Here is a 25,605-nt window from a genome sequence, read left to right on the forward strand (position 1 = left end):
TATGTATCCTTTTTTGTGATCATGATTCATATATTAACAATTAACCATAAATTAACCGTTTATTAACAATATAATAATGATAGTCTCAAAAAATAATAACAATATGGGACTCAATAAATGAAAAAACATCTCATTTCAATCGCTATTGCTTTTAGTTTAAGCTCGCTATCGCTCTCATCATTTTCTCAGTCAACTCAAATTAAAATTGAACGAGATAACTACGGCGTTCCTCACATCTATGCCAGTGATACTTATAGCCTTTTCTATGGATACGGCTATGCAGTGGCACAAGACCGATTATTCCAAATGGAAATGGCTAAACGCAGTACTCAAGGTACGGTTTCCGAAGTATTAGGTAAAGATTACATTTCTTTTGATAAAGAAATCAGAAATAACTATTGGCCTGATTCCATCCACAAACAAATCACGCAGCTACCCTCTAAAGAACAAGATATTTTAAGAGGTTATGCAGATGGCATGAATGCATGGATTAAACAAATCAATGCTAAACCTGATGACTTAATGCCTAAACAGTTTATTGATTATGATTTTTTACCATCCCAATGGACAAGTTTTGATGTTGCGATGATTATGGTCGGTACAATGGCAAACCGCTTTTCTGATATGAATAGTGAAATTGATAATCTGGCATTACTCACTGCGCTTAAAGATAAGTATGGTGAACAAATGGGAGTAGCGTTCTTTAACCAAATTAATTGGCTTAATAATCCCAATGCACCCACAACAATATCATCAGAAGAATTTACCTATTCAGACTCACAAAAAACAAAAAATATAACGCAGTTGAATCAAATTAGTGATTACCGACTTACTGCTCCAATGTTTGAACGCACGGCAAAAGATGCAACGGGAAAATTAATTGCGCTTTCTTCTCAGGAAAATAATGCGCTAATCGCTCAGCAATATGAGCAAGGTGGTGCTAATGGGCTAGCTGGGTACCCAACCACCAGCAATGTTTGGCTTGTTGGAAAAACAAAAGCTTCTGACGCAAAAGCCATTTTACTTAATGGTCCACAATTTGGTTGGTTTAACCCAGCATATACATACGGTATAGGTTTACATGGAGCAGGGTTTAATCTTGTTGGAAATACACCGTTTGCTTATCCCGCTATTTTATTCGGTCATAACGGGCAAATTTCTTGGGGCTCTACGGCTGGTTTTGGTGACGGCGTTGATATTTTTGCAGAACAGATTTCACCTGAAGACCCAAATAGCTACCTCCACCAAGGGCAGTGGAAACAAATGCTATCGCGCCAAGAGACATTGAATGTAAAAGGTGAAAAACCCATTACTTTTGATGTGTACCGTACTGTTCATGGTAATGTGGTCAAGCGAGATAATACAACTCACACCGCATACAGCAAAGCTCGCGCATGGGATGGCAAAGAGCTTACATCCTTAATGGCTTGGGTGAAGCAAGGGCAAGCGCAAAACTGGCAGCAATGGCTAGACCAAGCACAAAACCAAGCACTGACAATCAATTGGTATTATGCGGATAAAGGCGGAAACATTGGCTATGTCCATACCGGGCACTACCCCGAGCGCCAAATAAACCATGATCCTCGTTTGCCCGTATCAGGCACGGGAGAATGGGACTGGAAAGGGACGCAACCCTTTACAAATAACCCGAAAGTCTATAATCCCAAATCCGGCTACATCGCCAACTGGAATAACTCCCCAGCTAAAAATTATCCCGCTAGCGACTTGTTTGCCTTCTTATGGGGAAGTGCAGACAGGGTGACAGAAATCGATAGCCGCATTGAGGCTTATGATAAGTTAACGGCTGATGATATGTGGACGATTTTGCAGCAAACTAGCCGTGTCGACCTCAATCATCGCTTGTTTACACCTTTTTTAACTCAAGCAACACAAGGTTTGCCGTCAACTAACAATGCGGTCAAATTAGTGTCCATTCTCCAGCAATGGGATGGTATAAACCAGTTATCAAGTGATGGAAAACACTATATTCACCCAGGGTCTGCTATTCTCGATATCTGGCTAAAAGAAATGCTTAAAGCCACCCTAGGCCAAACCGTCCCTGCACCATTTGATAAATGGTATCTAGCGAGTGGTTATGAAACGACACAAGAAGGCCCTACTGGGTCATTAAATATCAGTACAGGTGCAAAATTACTGTATGAATCACTTTTAGAAGATAAATCTCCAATACCTCAGTCTATCGATTTATTTTCAGGACAACCGCGGAATGATGTTATTAAAAAGGCATTGAATACTACTTACCAAAAAATGATAGCAAAATATGGTGATACCCCAGCCAATTGGCAAACACCAGCCACGGCATTAACCTTCCGTGAAAATAATTTTTTTGGTATACCACAAGCCTTACCTCAAGAAAATTTTCATCAAAATGAATATCACAACCGGGGAACTGAGAACGACCTAATCGTATTTACCGAAAAAGGAGTGAATGCATGGGATATTGTTGCTCCAGGGCAAAGTGGCTTTATTTCCCCGCAAGGAAAACCGTCACCTCACTACCAAGACCAACTCTCATTATACCAACAGTTTGGTAAAAAGCCGCTATGGCTTGATAGCGAAGAGCTGGCACCACATGTTGAGTCAACTGAAACACTAATAATTGAGAGATAATACTATTATTAAGCTAAATACCAAGGTGTCTCGGTATTTAGCTTTTAACCTTCACACGATACACACAACGTCCAGCACCATTTAATAAGTACTGTTCGCGCTCAATGCTACCATCATCACCCACAATCTCACTGAACAACGCCAATTCCGAACGACAAAAGTTTTGGCAAGCGGTGGCTGCTGCACAAATTGGACAATGGTTTTCGATAAACAACCAACTGTCATCATCTTGTTCAACCTTCGCCATATACCCTTCTTCGCTACGCACTTCAGCCAGCTCTTCAAGCCGCTCAGCTAATGGTAAATTTTTACAACGGGCAAAATATTTTTCTCGGCTTTCCATTTCCCTTTGGCTAATCAGCTTTTCTAGCCCTTCATCACCAAAAATAGTTTGAACAGAATTAATTAATTGAAGAGCAAGTTGCGCATGAGTATCAGGAAAACGTTGATGCCCTAATTCCGTTAACACCCAATTTTGCCGAGGGCGCCCTGCCCCTGTTTGTGATAAGCACTGCGCACCTTCAACTAGCCCCAACGAAGTGAGTTTTTGAATGTGTTGCCTTGCAGCTTCCCCAGTCATATTTAAGTCATTTGCGATCACTGCGGTAGAAATTGGTCCTTTAGTTTTGATACAAAATAGAACCTTATCCACAGCCTGCGTTAGATTTAAATTATCAAAGTAATTACTTGCATTAATCATTATGCGACTCTATTATCCAAGCGATTACTTGTATAATACATCTTTTTCTACTATTCCGTCTAGCGGGTCTCTCTATGAGCAATGAAACATCAACCGTATCTCAAGCCAAGTGGGCTGATTTACTTAGTGGCACCAATGCATTACTCACTATCGCCTTAACTGGTGGTGTTGCGCTACACGCTATCAATATTTATATCGTAACAACCATATTGCCTAGTGTTGTTAATGATATTGGCGGTCTTGAATATTATGCATGGAATACCACTTTATTTGTGGCAACATCAATTGTCGGTTCAGCCCTTTCCAGTAAAGTATTAGACAGCTTTGGGCCTAAATTTTCTTATTTATTCGCACTCATTCTCTTTTCTTTAGGGTCTATTTGGTGTGCAGCTTCCCCATCAATGCTAGTGTTGCTGGGAGGCAGGGCATTACAAGGACTGGGTGGCGGTATTTTATTTGCTCTGAGCTACGCATTAATTCGCATTGTTTTTACTGAAAACTTATGGTCCCGAGCCATGGGTGTCGTTTCGGGTATGTGGGGAATAGCAACACTCTGTGGCCCTGCAATTGGAGGTATTTTTGCTGAAAGTGGCCATTGGCGTTGGGCATTTTGGGCTTTACTACCTGTCGCTATTTTTCTAGCGCTCATTGTCATCAATCAACTCCCCAAAAAACAATCCCAGGCACCAAAAACTAACAAAATCCCATTCTTAGCGATTTCTTTGTTAGTGATATCCGTTCTTGCTATTTCAATTGGAAGTTTGTCTGACAGCTTATTCATGAACCTTATTGGTTTATTAATTGGCCTAGCCATACTGCTGACGATTGCCTTACTCGATGGCAAAAATGAAAAACGTTTATTACCGACGGGAGCCTATTCACTCAAAAGTCCACTTGGCGTCATATTTTTAACCATGTGTTTGTTAGTTGGAGGCATGACAACAGAAATTTATGTCCCTTATTTCTTACAAACCATCCATCTGTTTTCTCCGCTCACAGCAGGTTATTTAACCGCAATAATGGCTGCGGGTTGGACTCTTGGGGCACTCTTTAGTGCCAATAAAACAGGTGCTATTGTTATCCGAATTATTCGAACAGGCCCGGTCATCATATTTATTTCTTTAATTGCGCTTGCTGTTCTAACTCATAATCAACAACTTATCGAATCATGGCCATTATTCGTTATTTATCTCATCGCCATGGCAGGGGTTGGTCTAGGAATTGGTGTGTGTTGGCCACATCTGGTATTACGTGTTTTTAAGAATGCACCAGAGGGAGAGGAAAACCTTGCGTCATCTTCTATTATTACCATTCAATTGTATGCAACTGCGCTATCTGCGGCCTTAGTAGGAGTCGTCGTCAATAATAGCGGGCTAATTAACCCTGGGGGGATCGCGGGGGCACAGCAAGCTTCAATCTGGTTATTCGCCCTATTTGCAATTAGCCCATTACTAGCAACGGTATTAATCCGCAAAATAAAATAAAGAGCAAAAGGGAGTAAAAGCTCCCTTTTTGCGGGAAAATCAACCTAATTAATTTACTAATGCCTTTTTGGAACGTAACAAATAAGGCAGAACAATAATACTGATCAGCAGAACAAAAATAGTTGCTACCATCACCCCTAAGAAAGCATGGTCAAAGGCAATATTTGCCTGATTTATCAATGCTGATGCAGTATTTACTGGCAGTGATTCAGAAACTAATAAAGCCTCATCAATACTGTCATAAACTTTATCGCTGACAGTCATGTCTTCAGGTAATGAGAGTTTTAACGTATAGATAGCACTCATTAACCCCCCCATAAAGGTGACACCTAAGACACTGCCAATTTCATAAGCAATTTCTTCAATTGATGCTGCCATACCCGCTTTTTCATCAGGGGCGTTTAACATCACTGTCGTTGATGCTGTCGTGAATATCGCACCAAGACCAAAACCAATAAGAAAAAGAAATGAAAGCAGTAAGATACCCGTTGATGTTTGATAAACGACAGCCAATCCCACAACACCAATTAGCGTACAACTAAACCCTAAAATGGTAAGTTTAATCTCACCCAACTTATGTAAGAACATACCGGCTAAAGGTGCTGCAAATACTGACGCTAAGGGTATTGGGATGATGTACAACGCAGCTTGAAATGGGGTATAGCCCAATACCAGTTGTAAACGTTGGCTTAGTAATAATTCGACACCAACAATAACCACAATGGATAAAATCGCCATCATCAACCCTGCATTGAATTTAGGGTGCTTTAATAGCGTAAAATCAATCATTGGTGATGTTGATTTCACTTGTCGATTTCTAAATGCCACCAAAAAGAAAACCCCAATAACACCTGAAACCAATACCGCCGGCCAGTCGGTATAAGGTTTACCGAGCTCTTTCAACGCATAAATAACCCCAATTAAACCAATTAACACTAGAATGGAACCTAAAATATCGATTTTTTTATCGCTGTTACCACCACATTTGGGGATTAAATAACAAGCGAACGGAATAACCAATAAAACGACGGGTACATTAATTAAAAAAACAGAGCCCCACCAAAAGTGGTTAAGTAAGATACCGCCGATCAAAGGGCCTATTGCCGCCCCACCTGAAGCAACTGCCGACCATATTCCAATTGCTAACGCCCTTTCTTTCGGGTCTAAAAAAACATGCCTTACAATCGCAAGGGTGGCAGGCATACTTACTGCGGCACCTACAGCCAAAAAGCCACGAGACAAAATCAAACTTGTTGCTGTTGGTGAAAATGCAGCACACAACGAGGCTAAACCAAATAACGGCAGCCCCAACAAAAACATTTGTTTGTGACCGACTTTATCACTTAGCATCCCCGCTGCAGGTAATAACCCAGCGACAACCAGTGGGTACGCATTCATTATCCACAGTTTTTCAGATGACGTAGCGCCTAAATCATGGGTTAATTTAGGTAATGCGGTATACAGTACAGTGACATCAATAACGATAAGAAACAGTACACTTGAAACTAATAGAAGCACTATCCAGCGCTTATAATCGGTTAACATAAAATTCTCTCAATGAGTTTATTTGATCATGATTTCTGTGCTGATCGTGCTACAATATAAATCCATACGTACGTATTGAAAAGAGGTTTTTCTAAATGGGACGTCAACGAACAATCGATAGAGAAAAATTACTTGATACTGCTGAAGACATTGTTCTACAGCAAGGCGCTACAGCGCTCACTATCGACGCAGTCGCCAAAGCGATGGGGATATCTAAAGGTGGGGTTCAATATTGTTTTGGCAATAAAGATGCCTTAATCGATGCAATGTTTGAGCGTTGGGGCCAGTCCTATGATGAAATTTTCAATCAAACAATTGAACAAGATAACTCCCCTGAAGGGAAAATTTTTGCGTATATGCAAGCGACCCACCAGCACGACAAAGTCTCGATGGCAAAAGGCGCTTCCTTAATGGCATCCTTATTACAAACCCCTGAATATCTGGAAAGTACGCGTACTTGGTATCGTGAACGGCTTGCGAGACTAGATACTTCAACAGAAAAAGGCAAACAAGCAAGAATTGTTTTTCTAGCCACTGAAGGCGCTTTTATGTTGCGTTATATGGGATTTATGGAAATTGATGATAATGAGTGGCAATCTATATTTAGTGATTTAGAAAATTTATTAAAAGGGTAGACTTAGTCTCTTTTTTTGATATCGATAATAACTCCACTCCAATAAACTAAAAATAAGAAATAAAATGGAGATAATTTAAAATGAAAGTAAATGAATTAAAATTACTTATAGAGACAAATAAAAACAATAATTTTATTAATAATAAGAAACCATTTGTCTATAATATAAAAGAAAAGCCCATTAACACTGACTGTGTAGCTTCATTAAAGAAGAAATTTGAAGAGTTAGATAGAAAAACAGACAGTTTTAAAAAAACACAAACGAATAAACCACAAAGTTACATAAAAAAAGAATTATCAGAATACGATAATTACGCATTTGGAAATGATTTAACGAAAAAAAATCTTTACTTTATTTACAGTTCACCAGACTCAAAAAAAATAGAGCTAATACACAATCATAATAAAAACAAAATAAATAATGACAATGCAATTTTTATCAATATGTTTAGTTTATTAAAAAATGAACCTGATGGTTCCATATATAAAATAAATAATCACGCAATCAAAATAGCCAATAAAAACAAAGAACTAACAACAAATGATGATCGATTTACTCACAAAATCACGTTAAAAAATGGGAAAGACATATTAATAGAAAGATACAATGAAAAAAGTAAATGTTCATTTTAATAAAGAATAACCCGGCAAAAACAGATTGTCGGATTATTCTTATCATCAGTATATTACGAATTTATTTTCCCAATATATTTATATATTGAATTTAAATAACAAACACTAAATATAATAATCAAGGTGAATTTATGAACAAATAATAATACTTAATTTTATCATTCTTGGTGCTGATATTATTTTAAAATTATCTAGTATGAAAAATGTGTTTTACGTTCCTATGCAGCAAGATTAGGTGATTGAATCATTAAGACATAAAATTATGTGTTAATGATTCAAGAAAATCTCCTTATCATCGTCAGTTATAATTTGTTTTAACGATTTATGAATACCACCATCATCTGTTTGCAAGATAAATACAAATAAAACCTGACAAAGTACTGATTGAGGGCAATGACGAGGCCGATATTTTGAATAGACTGACCATCCATTAGCGATATACCTTTCATGCATTCGCTTCATTGCATCAACAACAGAGTTCGCAGCTTGCCCTTTGTTGATTTTAGTCGATTTTTTTTGGTGATATATAAAAGCATCGGTAACTGTTTTAGATATAATATAGAAAACTTGCCCTACAGATAAGTTTTCTAATAAACAGGTGATGTTTTTCGTGGTTTTTTCACCAATTTGAAAAGATGTGAAATTATATTCATTCATTTCATGGTTTAAATAAAAAAAACACTCAAATAGATTATTTTTTTTACATAGTTCAATTAGTGATTTTTTATTTTCTTGTAAGTAATATAAATCAGATAATTTCCTCTCCAGTAAATCAATAATCGATGATAAGTTATCTGTTTCTTTAACAATAACTTCCCAGCACATAAACTCATCATTAAAATAAACATAATCACCACTAACACTTAAATATTTTAAATTAGTAACTGTACTTATTGCTATCACACCAGAAGCATAAAGCTGTTCTATAATTAATAAATCAAAATTATAACTAGGTGTTAATTTCTCATGTTTCAGATTGTTAAGACTATCTAAATAAATTAGGTTTTCATCCGCACAATACCGTATAAGTGAAAGTAAAAAAACACTATTTTCAAAAGAAAGATCATTAATACTTAATGCATTTTCTTTTTTACAAAATAATAAGTCATTAATGTATTCAATTTTTTCCTGCCTTTCTTTTTCATTCTCTATACGAATACAATCAATACAAACATGTTCAAGACCGTTTAAATGTGAAAAGTGGCTTCTATCTCGTAGACATTCTATTTCACCACATGAAACACATTTTAGTTTTAAACTATAGGCTTTACAGCTTTTAGCAACAATAGTTTTTATTTCCTTAGATTTTAATTGTGTTTTTTCTTCTATCTTAATCATTGAATATGAAAATCGACCATTTCCCTCAACCTGCCAATATAATTGACATAAAAATTCATACTCCTTATCAATAACATCGATAAATATATTTTCCATATGTTTATTTCCTTATTTTTTTATTATGTTATATTAAAAAAAACAAAAAATAGAAATTATATTATGACAAAAAAAATAAAAAGGCTTATTATGATTAAATAATGAACATTTTATTAATCAATTGACCAATTCTAAATAAGGTTAACACTTTCCCAATCCACAATTGGAGAATGTTAGAAACTGCTCACTAAAACACAGTCAACACGATTATTCCCTTGCCTTTAAATTTCAGGTTGTTGACCAAGTTGAAAAAAGCAAACAAACCTATAAATAAGCCCAAGGCTACTACAGTATACAAGGATGCTCCGCTACTTTAAGTCAATAGATATTGATGATAACAAATGGCAAGAAGCATTCCGTGACATGTTACATCTTCTAGATTTCACCTTTCTTGTTAATTATTTGAATAACATATTTATTTCTCTCACTTACAATTGAGAATAAAAAAAAGAATAATTATCATTTACTATTCTTTTATGTGATGCTAACGTTATTAAAATCATCTTTCAAATATTCTTATCTATATCCTCCCTTTAGTGAATATAGATTACAGATGCCGTTAATTGATTCATTTTCGTAGCTTAAGAGGCTGATCATGATAAGTAACCCTATAAAGAAAGTAGCTTTTAACATTAATGAAAAACACTCTAATAATAATGCACTTAGACGTTTAATTCATTGTTTATTTGCTGAGAATCTTATTGATAAAAAGCAAGTTTATTGGGATATAGACCATTGTGGGTATATTTATAAATTTAAGAAAACCCCTTATAAGATTCTTTTTAAGAACATGGAAATATATCCGGTAGATACATTCTTTAATTATGGTGGTATTTATTTAATTAACAACAACAATAAAAAAGAAATTATTCAAACAATATATTATCTTCTAGAAAAATTAGAGGAAGAGTTAAATATAACCTTTAATAATAACAATATTAATAAATTAAAATCAGATATTGAAAACAGTATTAATAATGATATTAACGCTCGCAATTATCGTACCGAATGGTCAGTACTGATTAATACTCAAATGGCAAAATACAATACCAACTATCTGACTGATTGGGTTACCGGACAATATAGTATACGTGATGCGGCTTTATTTCTTGATCAATGGGGCTCATTGGAAGGCCATCCCTATTATCCTACATGGAAAAGTAGGCCAAACATGAGCTTAGAAGATGTTGCAGCTTTATCTCCTGAGTTTAATGCAACGGTAAATTTGACAGTTATGGCGCTACGCCAAGATATGGCCTATGTTGAGTCACTACCTCATGTGGAAAGCATTCATGATTGGTTCCTTCAACGATTCCCTATCGTTGGCCGGCAATGGGTCAAATGGCTTAAACAACAAGGGAAAAATCCATACCAATGGCTGCCTCTTCCCGTTCATGACTGGCATTTAAATCATTGGGTAAAACAACAAGCAACATCACTGATTGACGAAGAAATTTTACTCATTGATGGCCCTCAATTAGAAACAAAACCCACAATGTCATTCAGGACAATGTTACCAACAGATGCAATTAACACCGCATTTATAAAGTTACCTATCGCCGTTTGGATGACCAGTGAAATGCGTAGCTTACAAGCTAAGTCTATCCATATGGGACCTAGAATAAGTCAGCTAATAGATGACATTTTAAACCACGAACATTATTTTAATGGAAAAATGGAGTCTCTGCGTGAAGATGTAGGTATCCATTACCGCCATGCAGTAGAACAAGATGATTCAGCAGGACGCTTTATTTCTGTCGTATTTCGTTGCACCAACGCTTATGAAAAAAACGATCACTTACTGCCAATAACTGTGGCAACTCTATTTACTGATTTACCATATCAACCACGACCAATATTTACTGAATTGATTGAAAAATCAGGTTTAACACCTCAACAATGGTTTAACCAATATGCGACTGTAATTCTAACACCTTGTATTTCGATGTTTTTACTTTATGGAGTTGCTCTGGAAGCCCATCAACAAAACACTCAAGTGCTCTTCACTGTTCAAGGTATTCCTGAGAAATTTTTAATACGTGATTATGGTGATGGTCGAATATTTTTACCTTTATTGAATCAGCGGGGTTATCAGCTGCAAGCTTATCGTTGGCCTGGCATCTTACCTACTGTTTTTGAAGAAGATATAGAACCCGTTAGAACATTTCTAATCAGTGCCTGTTTAGTCTGCCATTTACACGAACTTGCCGTACACCTAACTCGATTTTATCGATTGACTGATCACCAGCTTTGGTTAGAACTAAAAACAGTTGTTCATGATGTTTTTAAACAGCTCCAACCACGAGTTGATGATAATTTATGGCGACATGAATACCAAATGTTTATGAATGAACCTTGGCAAACTCGTTCGCTACTTAGTATGCATATTCAGCAATATACTAATTATCGAATACAACATGGGTTAACAAATCCTTTTCTATTATTTCAAAAATAACAAATAGAAATCCATTAACCAAGAAGGCGAGTGTAATACTATTCCCTTCATTTTATTAAAAATCAATTGAATGATAATTTAAATATGAAAAATAATTTAATAGAAAATAAAACTAAACACACAGATAAGAATATAAACATATTCTCTACATGGTTATATATTGTTATTGGGATATCTTGCACAATAACAGCACATGCTCAAACTAATGAGCAAAAAAATAAAGATAGTATTCTAGTTACCACAACAAGTAATAATAATCAGCAACCTAATAACTTTTCATCTAGAATAATGCAAGCAGGATTAATAGGTGATAAGGATATTATGGATATTCCATTTAATATCTCAAATTATAATTCGGCTTATATGCAGTCGCAACAAGCACAGCAAATTTCAGATATTTTATCTCACGATACCTCAATACAAATTAGTAGCTCGAAAGGAGGTCTTCTTGATTCCTTATATATTCGAGGATTTCCTATTACTGAAGGTAATATCAGTGAGTTTGCATTAAATGGAATTTATGGTGTATCCCCTAATTTTCAACTTTTAACGGATTATGCCGAGCGTGTTGATATTTTAAAAGGACCCGCTTCACTGCTATATGGTATGTCTCCTGAAGGTGGAGTTGGTGGAGTTATTAATGTCGTAACTAAACGTGCAAGTGCCCAGCCGATTACACAATTAACCGCTCAGTACCTTAGCGACTCACTATTAGGTGGCAGACTAGATATGGGCCGCCTATATGATCTAGATAATAACCAATACTTTGGTATTCGTGTTAACGGTAGCTACACCAATGGTGATACAGCCGTCGATCATCAAACACGCAGGCAAAGTGTTGGTGCAATTGCGTTAGATTATTCTAATGAACGCTTTCGCTCATCTTTAGATTTAATAATTCAAAACCAAAATATGAATGCTACGAATCGACCATTTTATTTAGGTCCTGATGGTGTTGTCCCTTCGGCCCCGAGTGGGAAAATCAATTTAGCCAGCCCTTGGACATGGTGGAAATCTAATGATGATTCCGCATTACTACATATGGAATATGACATATTAAGCAATACATCGCTATTTATGGATATAGGAGGAGCACTTACTCGTATAGATCGAGTTAATGAGCAAATCTATACAATCCTTAACAATCAAGGCGATATTTCAACCTATATCATGAATTTCCAAACTAAAACTCAACGTTATTCAGTTGGTACTGGGGTTAAAAGTGAATTCATGACGGGTAGAGTATCACATCAACTTGCATTGCAGTGGAATCAATATTTTGATCGCTACCGTATTGGCACTACAGCAGGAACACCTTATACAACCAATTTATTTAATCCTACTTATATTGATAAACAGATCCCTGCTTACGCTAAAATAACTAAACGTTCTGAAAATACACTATCAGGAGTTTCTTTCGTCGATACTATCGGCTTCTTGAATGATTCTTTTATGGTGACTCCAGGCCTTCGCTATCAAAATGTAAAGTCTGACAATTTTACTTTGGGTAAGCTTTCAACTCGTTATGACGAGTCCGCAATCACCCCTCTCGTTAGTGTATTGTTTAAACCTGTAGATAATATTTCTCTATACGCTAATTATGTCGAAGGGCTAAGTAAAGGAAGCACCGCACCAGTTAATGCAAAAAATAGTGGCGAAATGATGAAACCATTTCGTTCAAAACAGTATGAGTTAGGGGTTAAATATGAACAACCATCTGCAATAACCACTTTAAGCCTATTCCAAATTAGTAAACCAAGTGGATCATTAGATCCTAACAGTTTGATTTACTCAGCAAATGATGAACAAAGAAACCGAGGAGTCGAACTAAGTATATCAGGCAAACCTTTTGAATCACTTCGTTTAACGGGTGGTGTTACCTATATTCAAGCCGAGTTGACTAAAACTGCTTCAGGGAAAAACAAAGGGCATGAACCCATCGGTGTATCTCCTTGGGTGGCTAATATTGGAGCCGAATATGATATTCCTTCAGTCTCTGGTTTAAGTATTAATGGCAATGTTAATTATCATACCCGCCAATATGTGAACAAAGAAAATACCCACTCAATTCCTTCATGGACAACCGTTGATGTCGGTTCTGCTTATAAAACAACTGTTTCCAATACCCCTGTAACATTGAGGCTAAACATCAATAATATTTTAAATGAACACTATTGGTCTGGCGTTGCTTCGTACAGCACCTTCGCTCAAGGCTCACCAAGAACTGTAATGGGATCAATTGCTGTGGACTTTTAAGAGGTGAAAATCATGGTGGATCAATCTAACTTAGTCAATATATCAACTGTTGTTCATTTATCAGCTAAAACAATAGCCCCAACAGAGCTTCCTCCTATTATGGATCCTCAGATTCATCAACTGTGTTTTTCTAATAATGAACAGCTTGTCGGATTGATTAAGCGGTATGGTTCACCATTGAACTTAGTTTTTCCTCATACGATGAAACAGAACATCCAAAAACTGAAGGCTGTTTTTCAAGAAAACAACGTGAATGGATGTATTTTATATGGTGTGAAAGTTAATCAATCAAACGTCCTGCTCAGAACAGCTATCGAAGAAAATATTGGAGTTGATGTTTCAAGCCTTCATGAATGGAGAGATGCCAACCAATATGGCATTTCACCTGAAAAAATTTGCGCTACTGGCCCTGCCAAAACAGATGATTTTCTCTGGCAACTGATATTACATAACTCACTAATTGTCGTAGACTCACTTGAAGAATTACAAGATATTCTACATTTATTAGAATTTCAATCACTTAAAGCAAGAGTACTACTGCGATATCAACCGCATTCAAGCCATTCACGATTCGGCATGAAATACCCGGCTTTTGTTAATGCACTTAAATTAGTGAAACAACATGATAAATTACAATGGCAAGGGATCCACTTCCATTTAGGTGGCTATACACTAGCCTCACGGGTACAAGCTTTTCACGAAATATTACCGCTGATTGAATTATCACAACAATTAGGGCTTAACATCCAAACTATCGATATCGGAGGTGGGCTACCTATTCAATATGTCCCAACAGAACATTATCAAGCTTGGGTTAATAATCAATCCACTGAAACTTATCAAAATCACCGTATTCCAGCAGATTTTTATCCTTATGGTAGTGAACAGTCAGCAGAACAATGGCTTAGCACATTACTCACAAGCAAATGTACCGATAATGAAACAATCGCCCAATATATTAATAAGCTAAATGTCACATTAGCGATAGAACCTGGGCGTAGCCTTGTTGATCAAAGCGCCATCACTCTATTTCGAGTTGTACGTACCTGCCAGCAATCCGAACACCCTATTATATTTGTCGAAGGCAGTAGCTTCAGCGCCTGCGAAACGTGGTTTAACTCTGAATTTTTAATCGACCCTTTTCATATTGTTACCAAACAATCAAAACAGCAACCTATCCGAGCATGGATAGCAGGACATAGCTGTTTAGAAGATGATGTTATTACTCACAGACTTATTTTATTTAACAACCTTCCCCAAGCAGGTGACTTATTAGGATTCGTTAATACCGCGGGATATCAAATGGATTTACTTGAGAGTCAATTTCATCGGCACCCAATACCTTGCCGATTATATGTACAGGAAAACAATGTTGGGCAGTTTATCTTTTTCAAAGACACTAAATAGGTAAGCTTATGATCTACAACAAAATCACTGATTTGATAGGTAATACACCCATTTTACGTATTGCAGTACCCCATAAAAAAAGTGCCTTATTTTTAAAAATAGAAAAGAACAACCCTGGTGGAAGTATGAAGGACAGAATGGCACGTAATATGGTTATTGCAGGGCTAAAATCGGGGAAAATTAAGCCTAAAAGTACCATTATAGAATCATCATCAGGCAATACTGGGATTGGCCTTGCGCTTGCTGCTATTGAATTTGATTTACATTTTATTGCCGTTGTTGATCATCACGCCGCTCCTGACAAAATAGCGATAATGAAAGCACTAGGTGCTGAAATCCGTTATGTCATTGGTGATTATCAGGAAGACGAAGTAGCGGTTGTCGAACGTCAGCGCCTTGCTAGTGAATTAGCCTCCCAACTTCCCAATGCAACGTTTATGAATCAATCAGACAATGCAGCAAACTCAGGTGGTTATGCTGCATTAGTTTGTGAACTAATAGAACAAATTGGCAGAATTGATGCATATATAGGCTGTGTTGGCACTGGCGGCTCAATGACTGGTGTTTCTCAAGGCCTAAAGTCCCATAATCCACAAACTATCACTGTTGCCGTTGAACCTGAAGGGTCCATTATTTTTGGATATCCAGGAAAACCTTATTATCAATCAGGTACAGGCACTCCTGAAGGGGACGAAGTTGGATTAGTACTGGACTACAGCTGTATTGACCATAATACACAGGTTTCAGATATTCAAGCATTTGAAACTGCGCGATATATTGCTAGCCAATACGGTTTGTTAATAGGAGGCTCTACCGGAGGAATTGTCTATAAAGCCTTAGAGTATATTAATAACGATACTATTCACGGCAATATCGTTGTTATCGTAGCTGATGGCGGTGAAAAATATCTTAATACCGTATTTAATGAGCAGTGGCTTAGCTCTCGTAATTTGACCTCACCTGATATATCTCATCAACTTAATCATTGGCTTACTAATACTGTTTCTTTAGAGAAAGCTAGCTAAGGAGGAAGTCATGTCGGAAGAAAAACATCTTAATGTTGTGATTTGCGGAGGAGGTCAAACGGGTCACCTTGCTGTAGCTTTATTTAGTCAATATCTAAATATAAAAACATCACTACTGACCCAAAATGCAACAACGGTTGAACGCCATCAACAGCAAAACAATATTCTGTCTGTTCATTACAATAATGGTGAGATAATAAACCATTCTGTTGGATTAATAACCAATTCACCACAACTGGTGATACCTGAAGCTGACATAGTCATTCTTACTGTCCCTTCCCATCATCAAGCAAGTTGGTTACGTTTTATTTCTGCTTATCTATCTTCTTCTAAAACTGTTTTTATCGGTGCTATTCCTGGAATTAATGGTTTTGACTGGCTTGCTGAACAGTTCTTTAAAAACAATCCTAATATCGTGATTTGGGGAATGAAAGATGTTCCTCATATAGCATGGGGATTAGAACCTGGGACTAAAGTCTGTTTCGGTGGAGAAAAGTCGGCACTTTTTATTGCTTTTCATCGTCGAGAAAATGAATCCAATAAAAAGCAGCTTCATAAATGGTTATCAAGGCTATATTCCGCACCTATTAGTATTCTCGATAACTATTTGGAAATTACCCTAACACCAGCAAACCCTATAATGCATAGCTCGGTAATCTACGGGCTAATCGGCCCATACGCTCAATGGCATAATGACTATTTTGAGTCACCTATCTGCTGGTGGAATGATTGTACCGAACTTAGCGCCTATTATTTACAGCGTTGTGATGAAGAACGACTCTCTATTTGCCGACACTTAATAGACAACTTAGGTATTCCTTTAGTCACAGTAAAGTCCTTAATTGATGAATTACGCGAAGTTTATCCTGAACAAATTAGTGATACAAAAACCCTTTGGTCAATACTTCGTACCAATGAGGCTTACCATGGTATCCAATTACCATTAATAAAACATAAGCAAAGTGGCTGGTCTTTTAATAAACAACATCGAGTATTTCAGGAAGATATTGTTTATGGGCTAAGTTTACTCGTTCATTTAGGTGAGCATCTCAATACTCCACTCCCTTATACGAACGAAATATACACTTGGTGCATGGGGTATCTAGGACTAGACCCTAACATTCCGCATCCTGCCTTCAGCGAGCTAAATCTAACCCAATATCAGGTAAGTTAACCGTGAATTTACTGAAAAACCATCTGATTATTGGCTTCTTATTTGGTATCCAAATTGTTTCAATGGGAGCGATGGAAATGAGTGGGCCATTTTGGCCTATTCATTTACAACATAATAGCTCGGGTTGGCTACTGTCTTTTTCTTTGACAATGGTTTATGTCGCCCCTATGACTGGTGTCATGTTAACCAGTACATTTTGGGGAAGAATGGGTGATCGAATGGGTAATAAAGCAATGATGATCCGTGCATTGCTTGGCTTAGCAATTACCCAAATTTTATTATCATTTTGTAACGACCCTTGGCTAATTTTATTACTGAGAACTGTGCAAGGAGCTTGCGCAGGGTATATTGCTCCCGCTCAAGCTTATGGCGTTTCAGTCACCGATCCTAAAAAGCGAACACAGCTTTTTGCCTTCCTACAAGTATCTACAAATATCGGATCTTTACTGGGGGCACTTTGTGGTGGGTTAATCTTAGATTATCTCAATTTCTTTTGGATCAATATAATTGCGGGGCTACTCTGTGGTGTTTGCGCAGTCACTGTATTTGTTTTCTTACCTTCAGATAAAAAACATCATCTAGTGATACAAGCAAAAAAAACATCTAACAACAAAAAAAAGTATCGCCCTCAACAAGTTGTGAAACACCTTATGTTATTAATGGGGCTTTTATTAATGAGTAGAATGCTCACCCTCCCCAGTTTTTCATTATACCTCAACCATTCCTACTCAATAGATTTCTGGGTTATTGGGTTAATTTATGGTCTACAAGCAATGGGGGTTATTCTATCTGCTCAGTTATGGGCTAAATGGTTTGAACACCAATCAATAACTGTTTCATTGGTTCGCTTAAAATGGATTATCTTCACCTGTATCATTGTTGTTATCTGTCTTGCATTAACCCCTATAATTTTTTGGTTTGCCTCACTGTACTTGCTTTGGGGAGTTTTACTTGGTGCAACAACGCCAATACTCACGGCATTAATATCTTCAACTACATCCTCTGAACATCAAGGCTATGTACTTGGTCTATCACAAAGTATCAATCAATTCGCTTCTATCGGAGGAATTGCCTTAGGAAGTATATTTATTCTATTTCCTGGAATTGATTGGCTTTTTTATTATGTTTCAGCTGGTTATATCACAAGCCTAATTACAATCATTTTACTGATCAAACATTCATCCAATGAGGAATTATATGAAAGAAAAGCATAAATTATCTATCAAAATAGTATCCCTGTTATTGTTTTCTTTTACTTTGCTATTCTCTACTGCTATTTCAGCAGAGCAGATTGCTGTCACCGACATTCTAGATAGAAAGGTCAAGGTCAACGTTCCAGTGAAAAAAGTCATTTTAGGTGAAGGCCGTATGCTTTACCTAGTCGCCATGCTAGATAAAGAAAACCCTGCAAAACGTATTGTTGCAATGGGGAACGATATGCAAACCTCAGATCCTGCAACATGGCGCCAATATAGTGAGCATTTCCCTGAACTAAAAAAAATTCCAACATTTGGTGGCACAGAAAGACGTTCTTTAAACATAGAGCATGCATTAACTTTACAGCCTGATGTCATCATTATGAATATCGAAGCTAAAACCGCTATTGAAGAGCAAGGTCACGATAAAGCATTACAGAAGGCGGGGATCCCGATTATCTATGTCGATTTTCGCTTTAACCCATCAAAAAATACACCACCAACCATGCGCTTATTCGGTGCTTTATGGGGGAAAGAAAAAACAACTGAGAAATTCATTCAATTTAGAGAAAAACAGCTAAAACGAGTTAGTGATGTACTCACAAAAAATAATCCCCAAAAACCACGCATTTTTATTGAACGCATAGGTGGTTATACCGATGAGTGCTGTCTGACTTTTGGTGATGGTAACTTTGGTCGCTTTGTTTCACTTGCTGATGGTGACAATATCGGCACAAACAATGCCCCTAACACCTTCTATATGATGAATCCTGAACAAGTGCTTGCCGCTAACCCTGATAAAGTGATTATTACCAGCGCCAACTTTTCAAAATTCATGCCTGAAGGAGATTGGATAGGCTTAGGTCCAAATGAAAACCTCAATGCGGCTAAAATAAAACTAGAAAAATACTTAAAAAAACCCGCCTATACTGGCAGTAATGCCGTTAAGAACCAACAATTTTATGCTATTTGGCATCAATTCTATAACAGCCCTTATGATTTTATTGCTATACAGCAGCTCGCACATTGGATCCACCCAGAACTATTCGCTGATTTAAATGCAGATAAAACATTTAAAACATTCTATGAAAAATTTTTATCTATTCCTTATGAACCTGGATACTTTGTAAGCTTAGATAATAAGTAATTTTTTGATAAAGGTGATGTTATGACTAACGATACCTACCATATTGAATTGAAACCAATACAATTTTTTTGCTCATCAGAAGAAACAGATGAACAGCATGTTGATTATCTTAGCCACAAAATTGCCTGTGATGGGACTTGGACAACACCAATTACATGTGAAATTCACACTGGTATTATTATGGATGGTAACCACCGCTATCAAGTGGCTAAGCAACTAAAACTATCGCTGTTACCTTGTATATTACTGAGTTATCAAGATAATCGAGTCAAAGTCAACTATCAAAACTCAGACCAACCTTATGATGTGAAAAATATTTTTGAAGTTATTTTATATCAAAATAAGCTATTGCCTTATAAAACTACAAAACATCATTTTTCGCCATTATTACCAACAGTTAATTTTAAATTAAGCCTATTAAAAGGCCTGTAAATATAAATAAAAATCCGATTATGCCATTAACAACATAATCGGATTTATTTATATTTCAATCAGCTGAATTACTCAACCGTCACCGACTTCGCCAAGTTACGTGGTTGGTCAACGTCTGTGCCTTTAATCAATGCAACGTGATAAGACAACAGTTGCAGAGGAACAGTGTAGAAAATTGGTGCGATCAGTTCTTCAACATGAGGTAGCGAAACAATTTTCATATTTTCACTGGCTTCAAAGCCTGCATCTTGGTCAGCGAATACATACAGCAAACCACCACGCGCACGGACTTCCTCAATGTTTGATTTCAGTTTTTCTAACAGCTCATTGTTAGGTGCAACGATGATAACAGGCATATCGGCATCAATTAACGCTAATGGGCCGTGCTTTAACTCACCCGCTGCATATGCTTCTGCGTGAATGTAAGAAATCTCTTTTAATTTCAGAGCCCCTTCAACTGCAATAGGGAATTGATCACCACGACCTAAGAACAATGCGTGGTGTTTATCTGAGAAATCTTCTGCCAGTGCTTCGATGACTTTATCTTGCGATAACATGCTTTCAATACGAGCCGGTAGCGCATGTAGAGCGTGAGAAATGTTTTCTTCGAGCTCAGGATTAGCACCTTTCAAGCGGCCCATATACGCAACTAACATCAGTAAGACGGTTAACTGTGTGGTAAACGCTTTAGTCGATGCCACACCAATTTCTGCCCCTGCTTTGGTCATTAAAGCAAATTCAGATTCACGTACTAGAGAAGAGCCCGCCACGTTACACACTGCTAAAGAAGTCAGATAACCTAATTCTTTTGATAAACGCAGGGCTGCCAGTGTATCCGCAGTTTCACCTGATTGAGACAACGTAATCATCAGGCTATTTTTACGGTGAGCAGGGTTACGGTAGCGATACTCTGAAGCGATTTCCACATCACAAGGAATACCAGCCAAAGACTCAAACCAATAACGTGCAACCATTCCCGCATTGTAGGATGTCCCGCATGCGACGATTTGGATATGTTCAACTTGAGATAAAATTTCACTTGCACGAGGGCCTAACTCGCTTAAATCGATACCATTGTCTTTGTCAAAACGCCCTTCAAGGGTGTTTTTAATTGCCATTGGTTGTTCGTAAATTTCTTTTTGCATGTAATGGCGATAGACGCCTTTATCGCCTGCATCATATTGAACGTTTGATTCAATTTGCTCGCGATCGACAGCTTCACCACTTTTATCAAAAATACGAACAGTACGACGAGTGACTTCGGCAACATCCCCTTCTTCGAGGTAAATAAAGCGACGAGTCACAGGCAACAGCGCTAATTGGTCTGATGCTAAAAAGTTTTCACCCACACCTAAACCAATAACCAATGGGCTACCAGAACGTGCGGCGACTAATAATTCAGGAATACGGCTATCCATAATCACAGTACCGTAAGCACCGCGCAATTGTGGGATAACACGTTGAACTACTTCCACCAGCGAACCGCCCTTTTGTTGCTCATGGTGAACAAGGTGCGCAATCACTTCAGTGTCAGTTTCTGAACTAAAGACATAACCGAGTTTTTTCAGTTCATCTTTCAGTTCTAAATAGTTTTCAATAATGCCGTTATGAACAACTGCAATATAACCAGAGGTATGCGGATGAGCATTGCGTTCACTTGGAATACCATGAGTCGCCCAACGGGTATGTGCAATCCCCGTTCCACCCGATACTGGGTTTTTCTCCGCTTCTTCAGCTAGCATTTGCACTTTGCCGACTTCACGTAAGCGTTGCAAATGACCTTCGTGATCAACGACAGCCATACCGGCTGAATCATAACCACGATACTCAAGACGACGAAGACCTTCTAACAGAATTTCTGCAATATCACGTTGTGCAACAGCACCTACAATTCCACACATATTTTTTTGATTCCTAGACAAAAGGTTCCTTTCTTGAGAAACCTTCATTTGTCGCAACCTAATTGTTGTACAGTTTTCACTGCTCCCCAGCCTTGTAGAAAATGGGGATATTATTTTTATATTGCTACCTTGAGTAGCTATTTTAATTTTCGCGATTAATTCGCATTTATAATAGGAAAGATATTGCTACCTCTCCTCAATATTTACTTATTTTTTCTTAACTGGACGTTGCCAGTTTTTAATATGCATTTGTTTTACACGGCTAACGACAAGTTCGTCTTCATTCACATCACGTGTAACCGTCGTGCCAGCGCCTATTGTTGCACCTTTGGCAACAGAAACTGGCGCAACTAACTGAGTATCAGACCCTACAAACACATCATCACCAATAATGGTTTTATGTTTATTGGCACCATCATAATTACAAGTGATGGTACCTGCGCCAATATTCACATTATCACCAATTTGGGCATCCCCGAGGTAACTTAAATGACCCGCTTTAGAACCTAAACCTAAAGAGGCATTTTTCATTTCGACGAAATTACCGACGTGTGCTTTGGCTGCTAATTTAGCACCTGGACGTAAACGCGCAAAAGGGCCAACTGTACATTCGGCTGACAATTCAGAGTTTTCTATCACTGAATATGGGCTGATAACCGAGTTATCACCAATCACACAGTCTTTTAATATACAGCCAGATTGAATATGTACGTTATTCCCTAATGTGACATTACCTTCAATAATCACGTTAGTATCAATAATAATATCGCGCCCATGAGTCAGCGTTCCTCGCAAGTCAAAACGTGCAGGGTCAATTAACATCACACCAGCTAATAACAATTTTTCCGCTTGTTCTTTCTGATAAACCCTTTCTAACGCAGCCAATTGTAGGCGGTTATTCACCCCTTCCATTTCACTTAAATGTTTAGGGTGAACAGTTGCAATTTTATTACCTTCTTTATGTGCTAATGCAATAATATCAGTAATATAATATTCGCCTTGTGCGTTATCGTTGTTCAGCTGTGCCAACCAACGTTTAAAATCTTTGCCACTAGCAACCATAATTCCTGTATTGATTTCTTGGATTTTACGTTGCTCTTCACTGGCATCTTTTTGCTCAATGATACCGACAACTTCATTATTTTCACGAATTATACGGCCATACCCTGTTGGGTTATCTAAAATAACCGTCAGCAAGCCAATACCACCTTCTGGCTTCACTTCAATTAAACGATCTAAGGTATCTTTGGCTATCAATGGTACATCGCCGTATAACATGACAATATTTTCATCGTCTTGGAAGCTTGGCGCGGCTTGTTGCATCGCATGGCCCGTACCGAGTTGCTCCGCCTGCAATACCCAATTGAGGTTTTGCTCACCCAGTTTTTCTTTCAGTAAATCACCGCCATGTCCGTATACCAGATGAATATCTGATGCACCAATGGATTTTGCTGTATCTATAACATGCTGAACCATTGGTTTGCCTGCAAGCAAATGCAAAACTTTAGGTAGCTCTGAATACATCCGTGTGCCTTTACCGGCAGCTAAAATCACGACACTTTTTCTTTGCACAGTCATTTTTCCTGAAACTCCAACTTAGGGATGAAAGTAAACCTATTTCCTTTATAAATTACTACATATTTCGCTCAAATAAAAAAGCCAGTTAGACTTAACCAACTGGCTTTTTTTACTATACCGCTATCATTACATTAGCTTTTTAGTTAACTCGATGACTCGAAGTTTCGCTATTGCTTTTGCAAGTTCTGCTGATGCCTGAGCATAATCAACATCGCCGTGAGCTTTACGGACGTGTTCTTCCGCTTTGCGTTTAGATTCCACTGCACGAGCTTCGTCTAAATCTTTACCACGGATCGCTGTATCAGCGAGTACGATAACACCATTTGGTTGTACTTCTAAAATACCGCCGGAGAGGTAAATTAGCTCTTCGTCACCAAACTGTTTGGTAATACGTACCATGCCCGGTTTTATGGCAGTCAGCAGCGGGGTATGCTGTGGGTAAATCCCCAGCTCACCTTCACTACCTGTCACCTGAATTTTCTGTACCATGCCTTCAAACATTTGTTTTTCAGCACTCACTACAGTCAGGTGGTATGTCATTGCAGCTACCATATCAACCTCCTGTCAGCTGGATTAAAGCTTTTTAGCTTTTTCCACAGCTTCTTCAATGGTACCAACCATATAGAACGCTTGTTCTGGCAGGTGGTCGTAATCACCGTTCAGGATCCCACTGAAGCCACGGATAGTGTCTTTCAGAGAAACGAACTTACCTGGTGAACCGGTAAATACTTCAGCAACGAAGAATGGTTGAGACAGGAAGCGCTGGATCTTACGAGCACGAGCAACAACCAGTTTGTCTTCTTCAGACAGTTCATCCATACCCAGGATTGCAATGATATCTTTCAGTTCTTGGTAACGTTGCAGAATAGACTGAACGCCACGAGCAACATCATAGTGCTCTTGACCAACAACCAGTGGGTCAAGTTGACGGCTAGTAGAATCCAGAGGGTCAACCGCAGGGTAAATACCCAGTGATGCGATTTGACGGCTCAGAACTACCGTTGCGTCTAAGTGAGCAAAGGTGGTTGCTGGTGATGGGTCAGTCAAGTCATCCGCAGGAACGTAAACCGCTTGAACGGAAGTGATAGAACCTGTTTGAGTTGAGGTAATACGTTCTTGCAGAACACCCATCTCTTCCGCCAGCGTTGGCTGATAACCTACCGCTGAAGGCATACGGCCTAACAGTGCTGATACTTCAGTACCTGCCAGTGTATAACGATAGATGTTGTCAACGAACAGCAGTACGTCACGACCTTCGTCACGGAATTTTTCAGCCATAGTCAGACCAGTCAACGCAACGCGCAGACGGTTTCCTGGTGGCTCGTTCATCTGGCCATAAACCAGTGATACTTTATCCAAAACGTTTGAGTCGGTCATTTCATGATAGAAGTCGTTCCCTTCACGAGTACGCTCACCAACACCTGCGAATACTGAGTAACCTGAGTGCTCAATCGCGATGTTACGGATCAGTTCCATCATGTTTACTGTTTTACCAACACCCGCACCACCGAACAGACCAACTTTACCACCTTTCGCGAATGGACAGATTAAGTCCATTACTTTGATACCGGTTTCCAGCAGTTCTGTTGAGTTAGCTAATTCTTCATAGCTAGGTGCAGCACGGTGAATTGACCAGCGCTCTTCTTCGCCGATATCACCTTTCATATCAATAGGTTGACCCAGAACGTTCATGATACGTCCTAAAGTTGCTTTACCTACTGGTACTTCAATTGGGTGCTCTAAGTTTACAACTTCTAAACCACGGCTCAGACCATCTGATGTACCCATTGCGATACAACGGACAACACCACCGCCTAACTGTTGCTGAACTTCCAACACCAGTTTTTCTTTACCGTTAACAACCTCAAGAGCGTCGTACACTTTTGGTACGTCATCTTGAGGGAACTCGACGTCCACAACGGCGCCGATTACCTGGATAATCTTTCCAGTAGCCATCTTGAATCCTCTACGTA

At 38.1% G+C, this 25,605-nt stretch carries 19 protein-coding genes; 12 read left to right on the forward strand and 7 right to left on the reverse strand.

All coding sequences use genetic code 11. The annotated features are described in order from the left end of the window. The first annotated feature begins 117 nt into the window (after window positions 1–117). A complete protein-coding gene (locus tag M1F25_RS00085) occupies window positions 118–2,631 on the forward strand; it encodes a penicillin G acylase (RefSeq protein WP_181488943.1) in 2,514 nt (837 codons plus the stop codon). Window positions 2,632–2,668: 37 nt separating this feature from the next. Here the strand turns inward: M1F25_RS00085 and M1F25_RS00090 are convergent, their stop codons facing one another. Beyond that, window positions 2,669–3,331 (reverse strand): helix-turn-helix transcriptional regulator, encoded by a 663-nt coding sequence (locus tag M1F25_RS00090; RefSeq protein WP_096863658.1) that lies wholly within the window; start codon window positions 3,329–3,331, stop codon window positions 2,669–2,671. A 74-nt stretch (window positions 3,332–3,405) separates the two neighbouring features. Between M1F25_RS00090 and M1F25_RS00095 the strand changes: the two genes are divergently transcribed. Next, window positions 3,406–4,815 (forward strand): MFS transporter, encoded by a 1,410-nt coding sequence (locus tag M1F25_RS00095; protein WP_153673999.1) that lies wholly within the window; start codon window positions 3,406–3,408, stop codon window positions 4,813–4,815. A gap of 48 nt (window positions 4,816–4,863) precedes the next feature. On the opposite strand, the gene M1F25_RS00100 is transcribed toward M1F25_RS00095, so the two are convergent. Continuing rightward, window positions 4,864–6,360 carry an MFS transporter gene (locus tag M1F25_RS00100; RefSeq protein ID WP_110592760.1) on the reverse strand — a complete coding sequence of 499 codons (1,497 nt, stop codon included), beginning with the start codon at window positions 6,358–6,360 and terminating at the stop codon, window positions 4,864–4,866. 95 nt (window positions 6,361–6,455) lie between these two features. On the opposite strand from M1F25_RS00100, the gene M1F25_RS00105 reads away from it, so the two are divergent. Both M1F25_RS00105 and M1F25_RS00110 read left to right on the forward strand, forming a co-directional pair. Continuing rightward, the gene (locus M1F25_RS00105; RefSeq protein ID WP_181488945.1) at window positions 6,456–6,995 is read left to right on the forward strand and encodes a TetR/AcrR family transcriptional regulator; all 540 of its coding nucleotides are present in this window, start codon (window positions 6,456–6,458) and stop codon (window positions 6,993–6,995) included. An 80-nt stretch (window positions 6,996–7,075) separates the two neighbouring features. Then, on the forward strand, window positions 7,076–7,627 hold the full coding sequence (locus tag M1F25_RS00110; RefSeq protein ID WP_181488947.1) for a hypothetical protein: 552 nt from the start codon (window positions 7,076–7,078) through the stop codon (window positions 7,625–7,627). A gap of 267 nt (window positions 7,628–7,894) precedes the next feature. On the opposite strand, the gene M1F25_RS00115 is transcribed toward M1F25_RS00110, so the two are convergent. Continuing rightward, a complete protein-coding gene (locus M1F25_RS00115; protein ID WP_181488949.1) occupies window positions 7,895–9,061 on the reverse strand; it encodes a hypothetical protein in 1,167 nt (388 codons plus the stop codon). A gap of 595 nt (window positions 9,062–9,656) precedes the next feature. Between M1F25_RS00115 and M1F25_RS00120 the strand changes: the two genes are divergently transcribed. The 8 genes from M1F25_RS00120 to M1F25_RS00155 all read left to right on the forward strand — a co-directional run bounded on the left by M1F25_RS00120 (window position 9,657) and on the right by M1F25_RS00155 (window position 20,153). Beyond that, window positions 9,657–11,516, forward strand: coding sequence for an IucA/IucC family protein (locus M1F25_RS00120; protein WP_181488951.1), 1,860 nt, complete (start codon window positions 9,657–9,659; stop codon window positions 11,514–11,516). Window positions 11,517–11,600: 84 nt separating this feature from the next. Further along, window positions 11,601–13,772 (forward strand): TonB-dependent receptor, encoded by a 2,172-nt coding sequence (locus M1F25_RS00125; protein WP_094961999.1) that lies wholly within the window; start codon window positions 11,601–11,603, stop codon window positions 13,770–13,772. 12 nt (window positions 13,773–13,784) lie between these two features. After that, window positions 13,785–15,179, forward strand: a complete 1,395-nt coding sequence (locus M1F25_RS00130; protein ID WP_094962000.1) for a Y4yA family PLP-dependent enzyme — start codon at window positions 13,785–13,787, stop codon at window positions 15,177–15,179. Window positions 15,180–15,187: 8 nt separating this feature from the next. Beyond that, on the forward strand, window positions 15,188–16,204 hold the full coding sequence (locus M1F25_RS00135; RefSeq protein ID WP_181488953.1) for a PLP-dependent cysteine synthase family protein: 1,017 nt from the start codon (window positions 15,188–15,190) through the stop codon (window positions 16,202–16,204). A 10-nt stretch (window positions 16,205–16,214) separates the two neighbouring features. Then, window positions 16,215–17,378: an NAD/NADP octopine/nopaline dehydrogenase family protein gene (locus M1F25_RS00140; protein WP_181488955.1), complete on the forward strand. Its 1,164-nt coding sequence runs from the start codon at window positions 16,215–16,217 to the stop codon at window positions 17,376–17,378. Window positions 17,379–17,380: 2 nt separating this feature from the next. Continuing rightward, the gene (locus M1F25_RS00145) at window positions 17,381–18,592 is read left to right on the forward strand and encodes an MFS transporter (protein ID WP_094962003.1); all 1,212 of its coding nucleotides are present in this window, start codon (window positions 17,381–17,383) and stop codon (window positions 18,590–18,592) included. Next, window positions 18,576–19,721 (forward strand): ABC transporter substrate-binding protein, encoded by a 1,146-nt coding sequence (locus tag M1F25_RS00150; RefSeq protein WP_181488957.1) that lies wholly within the window; start codon window positions 18,576–18,578, stop codon window positions 19,719–19,721. Before M1F25_RS00145 ends, M1F25_RS00150 begins: the two co-directional genes overlap by 17 nt. A gap of 21 nt (window positions 19,722–19,742) precedes the next feature. Beyond that, complete coding sequence (locus M1F25_RS00155; RefSeq protein WP_094962005.1) at window positions 19,743–20,153, forward strand: ParB N-terminal domain-containing protein; 411 nt, start codon at window positions 19,743–19,745, stop codon at window positions 20,151–20,153. A gap of 68 nt (window positions 20,154–20,221) precedes the next feature. Here M1F25_RS00155 and glmS read toward each other — a convergent pair whose 3' ends face one another. The 4 genes from glmS to atpD form a co-directional block, all read right to left on the reverse strand. Beyond that, entirely contained in the window at window positions 20,222–22,054 is a 1,833-nt protein-coding gene (gene glmS / locus M1F25_RS00160; protein WP_181488959.1) for a glutamine--fructose-6-phosphate transaminase (isomerizing), read from the reverse strand. Window positions 22,055–22,261: 207 nt separating this feature from the next. Beyond that, window positions 22,262–23,632 (reverse strand): bifunctional UDP-N-acetylglucosamine diphosphorylase/glucosamine-1-phosphate N-acetyltransferase GlmU, encoded by a 1,371-nt coding sequence (gene glmU, locus M1F25_RS00165; protein ID WP_166268161.1) that lies wholly within the window; start codon window positions 23,630–23,632, stop codon window positions 22,262–22,264. A gap of 126 nt (window positions 23,633–23,758) precedes the next feature. After that, entirely contained in the window at window positions 23,759–24,184 is a 426-nt protein-coding gene (locus tag M1F25_RS00170) for a F0F1 ATP synthase subunit epsilon (RefSeq protein ID WP_094962008.1), read from the reverse strand. Window positions 24,185–24,205: 21 nt separating this feature from the next. Then, entirely contained in the window at window positions 24,206–25,588 is a 1,383-nt protein-coding gene (atpD, locus tag M1F25_RS00175) for a F0F1 ATP synthase subunit beta (protein WP_004906293.1), read from the reverse strand. Window positions 25,589–25,605: the final 17 nt, after the last annotated feature.

It is taken from the genome of Providencia sp. PROV109, from assembly GCF_033681625.1.
In the GTDB taxonomy this organism is placed as follows: domain Bacteria; phylum Pseudomonadota; class Gammaproteobacteria; order Enterobacterales; family Enterobacteriaceae; genus Providencia; species Providencia hangzhouensis.